Raw genomic sequence first — 14,316 nt, 5'->3', positions numbered from 1 at the left:
CCATGATCACCTTCGTGGCGTTCTTCTACTACGTGGTCCTGGCCGGCTCCTCCGTGGCCCTCATCACCGCCGTGCGCCGGGCCCGGTCCGCCGGCCCGGCCGCGGGCGCCTACGTGCACGACCACCTGGAGGCCGCTTTCCTCTCCGGCGGCCCGGGGCGGGTGGCCGACACCGTCCTCACCGCCCTGCACAGCGACGGCCGGCTCTTCGTCGCCTGGCCCGGCGTGGTCGGCGTCCGGGACGGGGCGATGGCCCGGCACCCGGTGGAACAGGCCGTCTTCGACACCCATGCCACCGCCCCCAGCGGCGCCCTGCACTGGCTGCGGATCGGCGTGATGCGCTCCCCGGCCGTGCAGGCGGTGGGCGACGGGCTCGCCGCACGCCGACTGCTCGTGCGGCCCCGGGAACTGCGGCCACTGCGCTCCTGGGCCATGACGCAGGCCACGCTCAGCTGTATCGCGTTCCCGCTGGCCATCGTCCTGACCGTGGTGCAGTTCATGGATTCCTCCGACTTCCAGGTGCCGTTCGTCTTCCAGGTGTTCCCGGCCATCGTGGGCGGCGCCGTCATCGGCTTCGCCTGCGCGGGCAAGGCGGGCACCCGCCTGACGCGCGCGGGCCGGGAGGCGCTGCGCCACTACACGGTCATGGGCGACAGGACGGACCCCACATACCTGGTGGCGACGGAGGGCCCACGTTCGGCCCCCGACCCGTCGCTGCGCGACCAGTTGACGACGGCGAGCCGGATCCGGGCGAGCAGCCAGGCGGCGCGGTCGTCGTCCTCCGCGTACCAGGACCCGGGCATCCTGTTCGCCGGCGGCGCGGCGGTGACCTGGTGCGGCGGCGGCTCGGGCGGCGGAGGCTCCTCGTGCGGCGGGTCGTCGTGCGGCGGGTCGAGCTGCGGCTCCTCCGGCGGCGGGTCGTCCGGTGACGGGGGCGGCGGAGGCGGCGGCTCCAGCTGCGGCGGGGGCGGCGGGGGCGGTTCCAGCTGCGGAGGCGGCGGGGGCGGAGGCGGCGGGGGCGGAGGCGGCGGAGGCGGCTGCGGAGGCGGCGGCTCCTAGACCGACGGCGGCACGTCCGCCCCGCCCAATGCCGCTTCGGCGTACGCAAGTTGGCGTACTCTCCGGCGTTGGGCCGAGGGCCGGATCCGGGGCCTACTAGCGTGCGGTGCCGCAACAGGAGGCACCATGCGAACCCTCACCGGCACCGGACTGATCGTCCTCGGACTCACCGCCACCCTGGCCGCCCTGCTCTTCCCCGTCTGGTCCTACGCGGACCGCTCGGGCACCGGCCTCGACACCCTCGACGCACAGACGGTGTCGACCAGATTCGGACCGCTGTCCGCCCTTGACCGGGACTTCGTCACCAAGGTCCGCCTGGCCGGACTCTGGGAGCTGCCCGCCGGCCAGCAGGCCCAGGAGCGCGGCACCGCCGAGGCCGTCAGAACCGCCGGCGACCACCTGGTCGAGGGCCACACCTTCCTCGACGCCCGGGTACGCGAGGTCGGCGCCCAGCTCTCGCTTGAGCTGCCCAACCAGCCGAACGCCCAACAGAGCGGCTGGCTGGATGAGTTGAGCGCGGCACGCGGCGACGCGTACGACGAGAAGTTCGCGAACATCCTGCGCCTCGCCCACGGGCGGGTGTTCTCGGTGGTCGCCCAGGTCCGCGCCACCACCCGCAACTCCCTGGTGCGGCAGCTCGCCGACGACGCGAACACCACCGTCCTCGACCACATCTCCGTCCTGGAGGCCACCGGGCTCGTCGACTTCGACGCGGTGGCCGCCGACGCGGCGACGACCGGGCCGCGCCCGCCCTCGAACTCCCCCGCACCAGCCGGCCCGACGAGCTCCCCGAGCCCGCCCGTCACGGTCGCTCCGTCCCCCACGTTCCCGCTGCCGCCACCGGTGTCCCGCCCACGACCGACCCGGAGCTGACCGAACCGGAGCTGACCGAACGGACGGGACCGGCAAGGACCGGACGGCTGCACACGACCGGCCCGCACCGACCCACCCGCACACGACCGGTCCGGACACGACCGACCGCCACCGCGCGTCCGCATCGTGAACAGCCCATGGCGCGAACTCCTCGCCTTCGCATACAAACTCCGCCATGTCCTGGCTCCTCTTCCTCCTGTTCCTCGTGCCGGCCTGGGCCTTCGCCGGCCTCGCCTGCGCCCGCCTGTGCCGGGCGGCCGTCCGGGCCACGGCGAGCCCTGCCGCCGAGATGCGGGCCGAGGCGCGGCGCGAGCTGACGCTGTACGAGGCCGCGTTCCTGTCCGGCGGGCCGCGCCGGGTCGCCGATCTGACCCTGGTGTCGATGGCCCGCGCGGGACGGCTGCTGCTCGCGCACACCGGCTGGGCCACCGTGGTGGACCCGGAGGGCCGGGACGACATGGAGCGCTCGGTGATCGGTGCGATCGGCCCCGGCGGCCAGGAGCGGATCGCCCCCGTACGCGCGGCCGCGGCCGCCGCCGGCACGGTGCGCTCCCTCGCCGAGCGCCTCGCCGCGGCGGGCCTGGCCGTGCCCGACGCGGGCCGTGCGGGGGTCGCCGGGGCGATACAGCAGGTCAAGGCGGCGGCGCTCGCGGTCGTCGCCCTGGGCGTGGCGGCCCTGCTGCTGCACCCGGAGGAGGAGGGCGGTGCGGCACCGGTCGTGGCCTGGTTCGCACTGCCCCTCGTCCTGACCCTGGGCTCACTCGCCATCGCCCGCATCGAGATCCACCCCTACACACGCTGGGCCTCGCCCGCGGGACAGCGGCTGCTCGGCGCCCTCGACCCCGGCACCGGCAGGAGCGAGCGGGAGCTGCTGACCGCGGTGGCGGTACGCGGGGTGCACGCCCTGCCCGACGCCGGTCTGCGGGCGGCGTTCGCACACGGCAAGCCCGGTACGGGAACGGCTCATCAGGGTCAATAGCCCGACACCCGGGGCACTGGTGCTTTACTTCGCCAACTGCCCGCCGAAGTATCCCTTTTGTTCTGCAGCCACTTACTGCAGCCGCCTGCCGCCGATTTCTGCCCGGCCGCCCGCAGCCGACTGCCGCCGCCCGAAGGGATGCCGAAGCGCGATGAGAGCGCCACTCCTCCATGGATTCGCCGGATCACTGGTCCTGACCGCCCTCGTCGCCGCACCGGCGGGCAGCGCTCCCGCCCCGCCGCAGCCGGCCGAGGCGGGGGGCTCCGCCGTCGCCGCGAAGCGGGCCGCTGCCGCCGGCCTCGACTGGGCGCCGTGCTCGGGCGACGAGGCCCTGCCGCCGCCCGTCGAGTGCGCCTCCGTGCTCGTACCGATCGACTACGCCCATCCCGACGGCAAGCAGATCAAGCTGACCGTGAGCCGGGTCAAGGCCAAGGGCAAGCCGGCCGAGCGGCAAGGGGCGTTCGTCTTCAACCCCGGCGGGCCCGGGGCGTCCGGCATGTTCTGGCCGATGGCCGCCACCCTGCCGGAGTGGAAGCGCGTCGCACAGGCCTATGACTTCGTCGGCTATGCGCCGCGCGGCGTGGGCCGTTCGGCGCCGCTGTCCTGCCAGGACCCGGAGCAGTTCACCAAGGCGCCGACGCTGGCGCCGAGCCACCCGGACGCCTCGTACAAGCAGGAGCGCATCGCACGGGCGAAGGCCTACGCACGGGGCTGCGCCCGGGGCGCCCGCGGTGCGCTGCGCCACTACACGAGCCTCAACAACGCCCGCGACCTGGACGTCCTGCGCGCCGCGCTCGGCGAGAAGAAGCTGAACTTCATGGGTGCCTCCTACGGCACCTACTTCGGCGCGATCTACGCGACGCTCTTCCCGACGCATGTACGGCGCATGGTCTTCGACTCGGCGGTCAACCCCGACCCGAAGCAGATCTGGTACCGCAACAACCTCGACCAGTCCCTCGCCTTCGAGCGCCGCTGGGCCGACTTCCGCGCCTGGGTCGCCAAGCACGACAAGACGTACCACCTGGGCAAGACGCCCGCCGAGGTGCTCGACAGCTACGAGAAGGTACGGGCCGAGCTGGCGCACAAGCCCGCGGGCCGCAAGGTCGGACCGGCGCAACTGCAGGCCGCGTATCTGCAGGCCGGGTACTACGACGACTACTGGCCGCAGCGGGCCGCCGCCCTGTCGGCCTATCTGAAGGGCGACCACAAGCCGCTGATCGAGCAGGCCGCGCCGAAGCCGGAGGCCGCCGTCGAGGAGGAGAACGGCAACGCCGTCTACACGGCGGTCGAGTGCAACGACTCCGACTCCTGGCCAAGCGACTTCAAGGTCTGGGACCGCGACAACTCCCGCCTCGCGCGCGTGGCGCCGTTCGAGACCTGGGACAACGCCTGGATGAACCTGCCGTGTGCCTACTGGCCCGCGCCCCGGCAGAAGCCCGTCGACGTCCGCACCGAGCCCGGTGCCCTGCCGCCCACCCTGATCCTGGCGGCCGAGCGGGACGCGGCGACCCCCTACCAGGGCTCCGTCGAGCTGCACCGCAGGCTGCCGGGCTCCGCCCTGGTGACCGAGCGTGAGGCGGGCACCCACGGGATCGGCGGCGGCGCCAACCCCTGCATCAACGGCCACATGGAGGCCTACCTCCTGGAGGGCCGCACGCCGGTCCGCCGGGCGGCCTGCGCCCCGCACCCCGAGCCCCAGCCGAAGCCACTGGGCGCGGAACAGCGGGCGGCCAAGATGCCGACGGCGCCCTGATCCCAACCGCCGGTGATACGGCGGCAGTTGGAGTGCGGCGAAGGGCCGCGGCCATCCGGTGGCCGCGGCCCTTCGCCGTGCCCGCTCCCGTGCGGGGCAGCACAGACGGCCCCATCCGGTTGCGGACAGTGAGGAGCAATTACAGGCTGTGGCCAAGGGCCGGCCCGTTCCTCATCACTCCACGCGAAAGGGAACGACATGTTCCAGCACAGAACCGCCACTGCGCTCATCGGCGCCGTCCTCGCGGGCGCCGTGACACTGGGTGTCGCGGGTACCGCGTCCGCGGCCGCCCCCGCCAAGGCCCCGGCGGCCGAAGCGTCCGCCGCCGCAGCCCTGTCCGCCCAGGACCGGCAGGCCTACGAGGAGCTGCTCCGCTCGGTTCTCGTCACCGCCGACTCGCTGGCCGTGGCCGCCGAGCAGTCCGCCCCCGTCGACACCCGCGGCTACCGCGCGGCGTTCTCGGACGCGTTCGCCTCGGCCCCGGCGCCCGGCGACAACCCGCTGCTCGACAAGGCCCTCGACGGCCTCAAGGTGCAGGTCGACGCGCTGGTCAAGGCCGCCGGTGCGGGCGACCTCGCCGACATCGCCGTCGCGGTCTCCGGTGTCGTCGGCTCGGCCCAGAACGTCCTGACGTCCGGCGGCCTGGTGGCGTCCATCAACGCCCTGCTCAAGCCGCTCGACCTGACCAAGCTCGGCGGCCAGGGCAAGCCGCCCATCAAGATGCCGGAGCTGCCGATCCCCAAGATCCCCGGGCTCGGCTGACCGTAGCCGCACAGCCGTGAGCGGTGTGCCTCCGCGTAAGAAACCACATGGAGGCGCACCGCTCAGGACGGCCGTGAAGACAGCCGGGACGACGGCCGTGAAGACAGCCGGGACGACGGCCGTGAAGACGGCCGTGACGCAGGCTCAGGCGAGGCCGGCCACCAGGTCGGCCACGCTCTTGCGGCGCCCGGTGAAGAACGGCACCTCTTCGCGCACGTGCATCCGCGCCTCGGAGGCACGCAGGTGCCGCATGAGGTCCACGATGCGGTACAGCTCGTCGGCCTCGAAGGCCAGGAGCCACTCGTAGTCACCGAGCGAGAACGAGGCGACGGTGTTGGCGCGCACGTCGGGGAAGCCGCGGGCCATCATGCCGTGGTCCTTGAGCATGCGGCGGCGGTCCTCGTCGGGCAGCAGGTACCAGTCGTAGGAGCGCACGAAGGGGTACACCGAGACGTAGTTGCGGGGCGTCTCGTCGGCGAGGAACGCCGGGATGTGCGACTTGTTGAACTCGGCGGGCCGGTGCAGCGCCATGTTCGACCAGACCGGCTCCAGGGCGCGGCCCAGCTTGGTGCGGCGGAAGAGGTTGTACGCCTCCTGCAGCTCGTCCGAGGTCTCCGCGTGCCACCAGATCATGACGTCGGCGTCGGCGCGCAGACCGGAGACGTCGTAGGTGCCGCGGACGGTGATGTCCTTGGCGGCGAGCTGGTCGAACAGCTCCTGGACCTCGTCGGCGTAGCCTGCGCGGTCCTCGGGGAGCACGTCCTTGAGCTTGAAGACCGACCACAGTGTGTAGCGGATGACCTCGTTGAGGTCCTTGGCCTTCTTGCCGGCGTTGGGAGTCTTGGCGGGGGCGTCGTCACTCATGCCGCTATTCTCCCGCGCCGCCGTGCAGACTCTGCACCGGGTTCACGCTGAGCTGATCCGCCCGCCCGTCTCCCGACCACCGCCCCTCATCGAGGCCCTTCGGGCCGCCCCTGCCCACGCCCGTCACCCCCCAGCTGGTCCACGGCCGCGTACGCGCTCGCGATGCAGGCCGGGATGCCGACGCCGTCGTACGCCGCTCCGCACACCGCGAGCCCCGGCAGCTTGCCGGTGTGCTCCCGGATCCGCGCCACGCGCGCGTGGTGCCCGACGGGGTACTGGGGCAGGCCCTCGTGCCAGCGCGTGACACGGGTGGCGACGGGCTCGGCGATCAGCCCGACGGCCGCGCGCAGATCGTTCCTCGACACGTCGACGAGCTCCTCGTCGGCACGCTCCAGGACCGCCTCCTCGCCGTACCGGCCCACCGAGGTGCGAAGGACGATCAACTCCGGGTCCTCGTCGGCGATCCAGCCCCACTTCTGCGACGCGAACGTGGACGCCTTGATGGTGTGCCCGTCCACGGGCGGCACGAGAAAGCCGCTGCCCTCGGGCAGCCGCACGTCGCTGCGGCGGTACGCGAGTGTCATCAGGGCCATCGAGGCGTACTCGACGGTGCGCAGCTCGGCGGCGGCGCCCGGTGCGTCCGTGTCGAGGAGGCGGGCGGCCTGCGGCGCCGGGACGGCGAGGACCACGGCGTCGGCCCGGAGATCCCGGTCCCCGGCCTGCACCCGCCAGCCGTCGCCGGTCCTGCGCACTGCCCGCACCCGATGGTTCAGGAGGATCTCGGCGCCCCGCGAGCGCACCGAATCGGCGACCGCGAGCGGCAGCCGGCCGATGCCGCCCTCGATGCCCATGAACACCGGCCCGGTCTGCTGGTTACGGGCCGCGCGGGCCTGGATCTCGCGTACGCCCTCCAGGAGCGAGGCATGGGTCCTGGCGGCCTCGAAGAGCTGGGGCACCGCCATCCGCATCGACAGGCGGTACGCGTCCCCGGCGTAGACGCCGCCGAGCAGGGGCTCCACCAGGCGGTCGACGACCTCGCGGCCGACCCTGGCCGCCACGTACGCACCGACCGCGATGTCCTCGCCGAGCTCGGCGGGCGGCAGCTCGCGCTCGGCCTCGACCCGGCGCAGTCCCTCGGCGGAGAGCACCCCGGCGAGCACCGCGGCGTCACCGGGCACGCCCATGACGTGGCCCTTGGGCATGGGGGTCAGCGCACCGCGGTTCCACAGGGCGGCGCTCGCGGTGGCGGGCGGCTGCAGTGCGTCGGCGAGGCCCGCCTCGCGGGCGAGCGCGACCGCTTCGGGGCGCCGGGCGAGCATCGACTCGGCGCCCAGGTCCACGCGTACGCCCTCGATCTCACCGGCGTGCAGCTTGCCGCCGAGCCGGTCCGAGGCCTCTGTCAGGGTGACGCGCGCGCCGGCGGAGAGCAGCCGGTGGGCGGCGGCCAGACCGCTGATCCCCCCTCCGATGACGACGACATGTGCCTGGTCAGTACCCGAAGGGGTGTCCGTTTCGCGCATGCCCCCAGCCTCTCAGATGCGTTCGCGTACCCCTTTCCGAGTCCCGACCGTGACCGCTTCGGGACCGGGCGGCACCAAACCTTTCGCGCACCCCGGGCGTCGAAGGGTCACCATTCACCACGGCACTCGGGGGTAGCTCACGATGCGCGCAAACAGTACGGGTGCGGCCACGCACCGCACCGTCCGGTTCCTGTCGGCCTGCCTGCTGGCCGTGGCCCTCGCCGCGACGGGCTGCGCGGGCGGCGCCGACGGCGCGGGGAGCGGCGGCGACGACAAGGCCGCGGCGGGACGGCAGGAGAAGGGCGGGGGCGCCGCGCAACCGGAGGACCACGCCGCGGGCCCGGGCTCGGGCGCGGGCTCGGACTCCGGTTCCGGCTCCGGTTCCGGCAGCGCCGCCGCCAAGAAGCCACCCAAGCTCACCGGCGCCCACATCATCCGCACCGCCTCGCTCACCGTCCGCGTCAAGAATGTGCCCAAGGCCCTGGACGCGGCCCGCACGGCGGCCGAGGACGCGGGCGGCATCGTCGGCAACGAGACAACGGACAGCGACGGCAGGGGACATGAGCGCTCCCGGGTCGTCCTCCGGGTCCCGCAGGCGCAGTACGCGGAGGTCCTGAACGCCCTTGAGGGCACCGGAAAGCTCATCGAGCGCAACGTCAAGGCGCAGGACGTCACCGAGCAGGTCGTGGACGTCGAGAGCCGCGTCAAGTCGCAGCGGGCCAGCGTCGCCCGGGTGCGGGAGCTGATGGACCGGGCCACGAAACTGAGCGATGTGGTCACCCTGGAAGGGGAGTTGAGCACCCGTCAGGCGGAGCTGGAGTCGCTGCTCGCCCAGCAGGCGTCCCTGAAGGACCGCACGAGCCTCGCGACCATCACGCTCGTGCTCTCCGAGACCGCGGCGCCGAAGGACGAGGACGACGAAGGACCGGGCTTCGTCGACGCCGTCGTGGGCGGCTGGAACGCCTTCGTCACCGTGCTGCGCTGGATCGCCGTCGCCCTGGGCGCGGTCCTGCCGTTCGCCGCGGTCCTCGCGGTCCTCGCCCTGCTGTGGCGCCTCCTTCGTCCGCGCTTCCCGCGCCGGACACCCGCCCTGCCGGACGGCCAGGTCACACCCCCTGTCCGGGAGGGCGGAGAGGCCTGAGGCAGGGCTGAGGCGAGGGCTGAGGCAGGCCTGAGGCGAGGACCGAAGAGTCACCCGTTCGGCCCTGTACGGGGAGAGGCGGGGCACCTGCCGCCGTTGCCGGCAGGCATCCCCGCCTCCCGCCTCGGCGGCCACGGTGCGCTGCGAGCGGGGCGCCGGACGCCCCGGGATGCGAGCGGCCGCCGGCGGCGGAAGTCTGGAAGCCATGAACACCTGGAGCATGCCGGTGGCCAAGGGGAGGGTCACCGCCGCGTACAAGAAGCCCGGATCCTGGGCCGCCGGTTTTCACACCGGCGTCGACTTCGGGGTGCCGACCGGGACCGCCGTGACCGCCGTGGGGCCCGGCTCCGTCGTGGTCGCCGGGGACCAGGGCGCCTACGGGAACTGCGTGATCATCAAGATGACCGACGGCAAGTTCACGCTCTACGCCCACCTCAGCAAGATCGAGGTCGGAGTCGGCCAGCACATCTCGGGCGGCCAGCGCATCGGCCTGTCGGGCGCCACCGGCAATGTCACCGGGCCGCATCTGCACTTCGAGGCCCGCAACGCCAACCACTACAACGGCCACACCGATCCCATGGCCTATCTGGCAGGGCACGGGGTGAGCAGGGCCAAGAAGTCCACCGCGAAGAAGGCGGCCCCCCGCAAGACCGCGCCGAAGAAGGCCCCGGCCACCTACACGGTCCGCGCGGGCGACACCCTCGGCGGGATCGCCCAGGCCAAGCTCGGCAGCGCCTCCCGCTACCCGGAGATCGCCGCGCTCAACGGCATCGCCAACCCGAACCTGATCACGGTCGGCCAGAAGCTCAAACTCCCCAACAAATAGCGGCGGTTGACGTGGCCGATCCCCTCTCCCCCGACGCCCTCCTCGCCGCGCTCAAGGCCGAGGGCGTCAAGGTCGTCGAACGCGACGGCTGGCGCACCCGCAACCGCGATCACAAGGGCAAGTGGGGCCCGGTGAACGGCGTGATGATCCATCACACCGTGACCCGTGGCACCGAGCCCACCGTCAAGCTGTGCACCGACGGCCACGGCGATCTGCCGGGCCCGCTGTGCCACGCCGTCATCGCCAAGGACGGCACGGTCCATCTGATCGGCCACGGCCGCGCCAACCACGCGGGCCTCGGCGACCCGGCGGTCCTCGTCGCGGTGATCGGCGAGGCGAAGCTGCCGAAGAACCAGGAGAACAAGACCGACGGCAACCGGCACTTCTACGGTTTCGAGTGCGAGAACATGGGCGACGGCAAGGACCCCTGGCCCGCCGCCCAGGTCGACGCGATCGTGCGCGCATCGGCCGCCCTGTGCCGGGCACACGGCTGGGGCACGACCGGCGACACTTCGGTGATCGGCCACTCCGAGTGGCAGGTCGGCAAGATCGACCCGAAGGGCCCCGGCATCACGATGGCCGCGGTGCGCACGGCCGTCGCGGCCCGCCTGGAGTCCCCCGCGTCCGCCGCACCGACCCAACCCGCCGACACCGCACCGGAGTTCACCGTCCGCGAGGGCGACACCCTGGGCTGGATCGCCGAGGCGTACGGCACCACGACGGACGCGCTGCGCAAGCTGAACCCGGCGATCAAGGACCCGGACAAGCTGACGCCGGGGCAGCGGATCAGACTTCCCGGGTGAGCTGCACGGGGCCCGCGAGGCCCATGAGTTCGGTCAGGTCGACCGAGCCCGCGCCCAGGTCGGGACGGGGTATCAGGGCCCACACACCGACAAGGACGACCGCCGCGCCGACGAGCACGGCGAGCCCCGTGCGTCCCCTCGTCCAGCGCCCGCCCCGGAACCGCACCGGATCCTCCACGAGCGCCTTCGAGAGAATGGCCGCCGCGAGCGACACCGTCATGATCACCGCGGTCCGGGTCCACCCGCCGAAGCGCAGGAACTCCTCGGAAAGCAGCAGATAGACGGGCCAGTGCCACAGATAGAGGCTGTACGAGACAAGCCCGAGCCACCGCGGGGCGGCACTGCCGAGCAGCCGCCCGGCCCGTCCGCCGGGAGCGTGCGCGAGCAGCGCGATGAGCAGCGCCGCGGCCAGCGCGTGCACGAACAGGCCGCCCTGGAACAGAAATCGCTCCCCCGGCCCGTCCACGAGGAACCAGGACACCGCGAGTCCGCACACCAGTGCCGCGACGAGCAGGTCGGCCGCGCCCCTGCCGGTGCGGGCGACGAGACGGCGTACAGGACCGGTGGCGGCGAGGGAGCCGAGCAGCAGGGAGAACGCGCGCGTGTCGGTGCCTTCGTAGACCCGCGTCGTGTCCACGCCCTGGACCAGGGCGACCATCAGTCCGAGCGAGACCAGGGCACCGCACCCGGCGACGAGGGCGACGCGCCCGCCCGCGCGCCGGCCACGGGCGAGCAGCGCGACCGCCACCGGCCACACCAGGTAGAACTGCCACTCGACGGCGATGCTCCACAGATGGCTGAAGACATGCGTGCCGCCGTCGTTCCAGTAGCCCACCTGCCCGGCGATGTAATGCCAGTTGACGCTCTGGCCGAGGACCCACGGGGTGTCGTCGAGGGCGAAGGCGAGCAGGTCCGGTGAGCCGAAGGCCCATACGAGGCCGAGGGTTCCCGCGACGAGCACGGCGAACGCGGGCAGCAGCCGGCGCGCCCGCCGCCCCCAGAAGGCGATGAGATCGATACGGCCGCGCGGGCCCGCGGCCTCCTTGAGCAGCAGACCGGTGATCAGGAACCCGGACAGGACGAAGAACAGGTCGACGCCGAGGAAGCCGCCGCCGAAGTGCCCCGCGTGGAAGAACAGCACGGCAAGGACGGCGAGGCCGCGCAGCCCGTCCAGGGGCGCGATGTGCGCGTCCGTCGCCCGACCTCGCGCTGCTGTCCGCCCCCGCGCGGCCGCGTCTCCCTCCCCGCCCGTCCGCCCCGTGGCCGTCAACTGCACTTCAGTTCCGCGTACTTCTTGTCCCCGGTCCAGGAGCCCTTGGCCCACTCCTGCGGTGCGGCCGGCGTGAACGGGAACTGCTCGCCCAGCTTGCCGCCGAACCACTTGGCGAAGGCGGCCGCGCCCTGCTGGCAGGAGTGGATGCCGTCCTGGCTGCGCAGCGCCTTGTCCGCGGTGGCGTCGGTGCCCCACAGGGCGGCGGCGTCGAGGAAGCGGACCTTGCCGGGGTGCTTCTCCGCGACTTCCCGGGCGGACTTCGGGGCGGTCTTGATGGCGCCCTCGTTCGGCTTGTAGAACTCGTCGATCTTGAAGGGCGGGGCGGTCACGATCACGAGCTGCGCACCTTCGCGTGCGGCGAGGTCCGCAAGGCGCTCGTAGGACTTCTTCTGCTCCTCGGGGGTGCCCCAGTCGTAGGTGGTGATCTGGTACGCGATGACGTCCGGCTTGAACGACCGTATGTTTCCCGGGAGTTCGTCCCAGGTGGACTTGGAAAGCTCGTCGAGGGGCGGCTTCCCGCTGACGACGGTGCCGCCGCCCGCGGCCGCCATGGACTTGAACTGAGCACCGCCGGCCTTCAGCGCGGCGCCGAGCGCGGGCGCCTCGCTCTCGGCGATCGAGTCGCCGACCCAGAGGAGCTTCAGCCCCTTGTCCGCACCGGCCCCGTCCGTGCCCGCCTGGTCGCCCTTGCCCGCCGGACCACCGCAGGCCGTGAGGGCGAGCGCGGCGGCGCCCGCGGTCAGGACGACGGCGACGGTCCGCGCGGGCCGCCTGCAAGAAGAGAGGCGAGAAGAGAAGAAGGAAGCTGTACGTGGGGTGCTGATGTCGATGTGCATGCCTTCGAGAAAACACGCCGTCCCGGCCGGAACCGCCCTGGAACGGCCCCTGTCACCGTCTCCTCATGGACCGGGAGAAGGGCCGTCATGAGCCGCGTACAGGACGCTCGGGATACGGCTCGGGCCGCAGTGACCGGCAAGTGACCGCCGACGGCGCGCGGCCGTCGTAGCGTGTGGGTATGAGTGAGCGACTGGTGGTCATCGGCGGTGACGCGGCGGGCATGTCGGCCGCGTCCCAGGCACGCCGGCTGAAGGGCCCGGACGAGCTGGAGATCGTCGCCTTCGAGCGGGGGCACTTCACCTCGTTCTCGGCCTGCGGCATCCCGTACTGGGTGGGCGGCGACGTGGCCGGGCGCGACGAGCTGATCGCCCGCTCCCCCGAGGAGCACCGGGCCCGCGACATCGATCTGCGGATGCGCACCGAGGTCACGGAACTCGATGTGGAGGGCCGCCGCGTCCGGGCCCGTGACCTGGAGTCGGGCGAGGAGTCCTGGACGGCGTACGACAAGCTCGTCATCGCCACCGGCGCCCGCCCGATCCGCCCGCCGCTGCCCGGGATCGACGCCCCCGGGGTGCACGGCGTGCAGACCCTCGACGACGGCCAGGCCCTCCTCGACACCCTTGAGGCGACCCGCGGCGAGCGGGCGGTCGTGGTCGGCGCGGGCTATATCGGCGTGGAGATGGCGGAGGCGCTGTGCAAGCGCGGTTACACCGTCACGGTCGTCAACCGCGGCGCCCAGCCGATGTCGACGCTCGACCCCGACATGGGCCGCATGGTGAACGACGCGATGACCGGCCTCGGCATGGAGATGGTCAACGACGCCGAGGTCACCAAGATCCTCACAGGCGAGGACGGCAGGGTGCGCGCGGTCGCCACGGAGAACGCCGAGTACCCGGCGGACGTCGTGGTCCTCGGTGTCGGCGTCCGGCCGGAGACGGAGCTGGCGAGGGCGGCGGGCCTCCCGCTCGGCCAACACGGCGGCCTGCTCACGGACTTGGCGATGCGGGTGCGCGGCCACGAGAACATCTGGGCGGGCGGCGACTGCGTGGAGGTCCTCGACCTGGTGTCGGGCCGCGAACGCCATATCGCGCTCGGCACGCACGCCAACAAGCACGGCCAGATCATCGGTTCGGGCGTGGGCGGCGACTACGGCACGTTCCCGGGTGTCGTCGGCACGGCGGTCAGCAAGGTCTGCGACCTGGAGATCGCCCGCACCGGTCTGCGTGAGAAGGACGCGCAGGCGGCGGGCCTGCAGTACGAGACGGTCACCATCGAGTCCACCAGCCGCGCCGGCTACTACCCGGGCGCGGCCGTGATGACCGTGAAGATGCTCGCCGAGCGCCGCACGGGCCGTCTCCTCGGCGTCCAGATCGTCGGCCGCGAAGGCGCGGGCAAGCGCGTCGACATCGCCGCGGTCGCCCTGACCACCCGTATGACGGTCGAGCAGATGACCGCACTCGACCTGGGCTACGCCCCGCCGTTCTCCCCGGTGTGGGACCCGGTCCTCGTGGCGGCGCGCAAGGCGGTGGCGGCGGTACGCAAGGGGGGCTGACCGCCGCTTCCCAGCGATCATTTCCGGCCAATTACTGAGGCGTTCCGTGGGCGCGGGGAACACCTCGGAGGCGTC

Annotated in this window: 12 protein-coding genes and 1 pseudogene; 9 read left to right on the top strand and 4 right to left on the bottom strand. The window is 72.7% G+C overall.

Annotated features, from left to right (window positions below; all coding sequences use genetic code 11):
- Positions 1-2: 2 nt before the first annotated feature.
- The 5 genes from ACFQVC_RS01315 to ACFQVC_RS01295 all read left to right on the top strand — a co-directional run bounded on the left by ACFQVC_RS01315 (position 3) and on the right by ACFQVC_RS01295 (position 5,425).
- Positions 3-1,058, top strand: coding sequence for a TIGR04222 domain-containing membrane protein (locus ACFQVC_RS01315; RefSeq protein WP_381825465.1), 1,056 nt, complete (start codon positions 3-5; stop codon positions 1,056-1,058).
- Positions 1,059-1,184: 126 nt separating this feature from the next.
- Entirely contained in the window at positions 1,185-1,931 is a 747-nt protein-coding gene (locus ACFQVC_RS01310) for a DUF4142 domain-containing protein (protein WP_381825463.1), read from the top strand.
- A gap of 175 nt (positions 1,932-2,106) precedes the next feature.
- Entirely contained in the window at positions 2,107-2,910 is an 804-nt protein-coding gene (locus ACFQVC_RS01305; RefSeq protein ID WP_381825461.1) for a TIGR04222 domain-containing membrane protein, read from the top strand.
- Positions 2,911-3,061: 151 nt separating this feature from the next.
- Entirely contained in the window at positions 3,062-4,663 is a 1,602-nt protein-coding gene (locus ACFQVC_RS01300; protein ID WP_381825459.1) for an alpha/beta hydrolase, read from the top strand.
- Between the two features lie 198 nt (positions 4,664-4,861).
- Entirely contained in the window at positions 4,862-5,425 is a 564-nt protein-coding gene (locus ACFQVC_RS01295) for a hypothetical protein (RefSeq protein ID WP_381825457.1), read from the top strand.
- A 144-nt stretch (positions 5,426-5,569) separates the two neighbouring features.
- Here the strand turns inward: ACFQVC_RS01295 and hemQ are convergent, their stop codons facing one another.
- Positions 5,570-6,289 (bottom strand): hydrogen peroxide-dependent heme synthase, encoded by a 720-nt coding sequence (gene hemQ / locus ACFQVC_RS01290; RefSeq protein ID WP_381825455.1) that lies wholly within the window; start codon positions 6,287-6,289, stop codon positions 5,570-5,572.
- A gap of 4 nt (positions 6,290-6,293) precedes the next feature.
- Positions 6,294-7,809 (bottom strand): annotated as a pseudogene (gene hemG, locus ACFQVC_RS01285) (protoporphyrinogen oxidase).
- 142 nt (positions 7,810-7,951) lie between these two features.
- Here hemG and ACFQVC_RS01280 point away from each other — a divergent pair.
- From ACFQVC_RS01280 to ACFQVC_RS01270, 3 genes are all read left to right on the top strand, one after another.
- A complete protein-coding gene (locus ACFQVC_RS01280) occupies positions 7,952-8,950 on the top strand; it encodes a DUF4349 domain-containing protein (protein ID WP_381825453.1) in 999 nt (332 codons plus the stop codon).
- A gap of 205 nt (positions 8,951-9,155) precedes the next feature.
- Positions 9,156-9,776, top strand: coding sequence for a peptidoglycan DD-metalloendopeptidase family protein (locus ACFQVC_RS01275; protein ID WP_381825451.1), 621 nt, complete (start codon positions 9,156-9,158; stop codon positions 9,774-9,776).
- 11 nt (positions 9,777-9,787) lie between these two features.
- Positions 9,788-10,579, top strand: coding sequence for a LysM peptidoglycan-binding domain-containing protein (locus ACFQVC_RS01270; protein WP_381825449.1), 792 nt, complete (start codon positions 9,788-9,790; stop codon positions 10,577-10,579).
- On the opposite strand, the gene ACFQVC_RS01265 is transcribed toward ACFQVC_RS01270, so the two are convergent.
- Both ACFQVC_RS01265 and ACFQVC_RS01260 read right to left on the bottom strand, forming a co-directional pair.
- Positions 10,563-11,855, bottom strand: a complete 1,293-nt coding sequence (locus ACFQVC_RS01265; RefSeq protein ID WP_381825447.1) for an acyltransferase family protein — start codon at positions 11,853-11,855, stop codon at positions 10,563-10,565. The genes ACFQVC_RS01270 and ACFQVC_RS01265 overlap by 17 nt on opposite strands.
- Positions 11,846-12,688, bottom strand: a complete 843-nt coding sequence (locus tag ACFQVC_RS01260) for an SGNH/GDSL hydrolase family protein (protein WP_381825445.1) — start codon at positions 12,686-12,688, stop codon at positions 11,846-11,848. The genes ACFQVC_RS01265 and ACFQVC_RS01260 overlap by 10 nt, the downstream gene beginning before the upstream one ends.
- A 179-nt stretch (positions 12,689-12,867) precedes the next feature.
- Here ACFQVC_RS01260 and ACFQVC_RS01255 point away from each other — a divergent pair, with 179 nt between their 5' ends.
- Positions 12,868-14,241 (top strand): FAD-dependent oxidoreductase, encoded by a 1,374-nt coding sequence (locus ACFQVC_RS01255; RefSeq protein WP_381825443.1) that lies wholly within the window; start codon positions 12,868-12,870, stop codon positions 14,239-14,241.
- The last annotated feature ends 75 nt before the right edge of the window (positions 14,242-14,316 follow it).

The organism is Streptomyces monticola, assembly GCF_042665355.1.
In the GTDB taxonomy this organism is placed as follows: domain Bacteria; phylum Actinomycetota; class Actinomycetes; order Streptomycetales; family Streptomycetaceae; genus Streptomyces; species Streptomyces monticola.
This window is presented reverse-complemented; position numbering and strand designations above follow the sequence as displayed.

Bases quoted from the DNA above. Each gene is read 5' to 3' on its own strand.
- ACFQVC_RS01315 (WP_381825465.1), top strand. From the start codon at position 3: ATGATCACCTTCGTGGCGTTCTTCTACTACGTGGTCCTGGCCGGCTCC.
- ACFQVC_RS01310 (WP_381825463.1), top strand. From the start codon at position 1,185: ATGCGAACCCTCACCGGCACCGGACTGATCGTCCTCGGACTCACCGCC.
- ACFQVC_RS01305 (WP_381825461.1), top strand. From the start codon at position 2,107: ATGTCCTGGCTCCTCTTCCTCCTGTTCCTCGTGCCGGCCTGGGCCTTC.
- ACFQVC_RS01300 (WP_381825459.1), top strand. From the start codon at position 3,062: ATGAGAGCGCCACTCCTCCATGGATTCGCCGGATCACTGGTCCTGACC.
- ACFQVC_RS01295 (WP_381825457.1), top strand. From the start codon at position 4,862: ATGTTCCAGCACAGAACCGCCACTGCGCTCATCGGCGCCGTCCTCGCG.
- hemQ (WP_381825455.1), bottom strand. From the start codon at position 6,289: ATGAGTGACGACGCCCCCGCCAAGACTCCCAACGCCGGCAAGAAGGCC.
- ACFQVC_RS01280 (WP_381825453.1), top strand. From the start codon at position 7,952: ATGCGCGCAAACAGTACGGGTGCGGCCACGCACCGCACCGTCCGGTTC.
- ACFQVC_RS01275 (WP_381825451.1), top strand. From the start codon at position 9,156: ATGAACACCTGGAGCATGCCGGTGGCCAAGGGGAGGGTCACCGCCGCG.
- ACFQVC_RS01260 (WP_381825445.1), bottom strand. From the start codon at position 12,688: ATGCACATCGACATCAGCACCCCACGTACAGCTTCCTTCTTCTCTTCT.
- ACFQVC_RS01255 (WP_381825443.1), top strand. From the start codon at position 12,868: ATGAGTGAGCGACTGGTGGTCATCGGCGGTGACGCGGCGGGCATGTCG.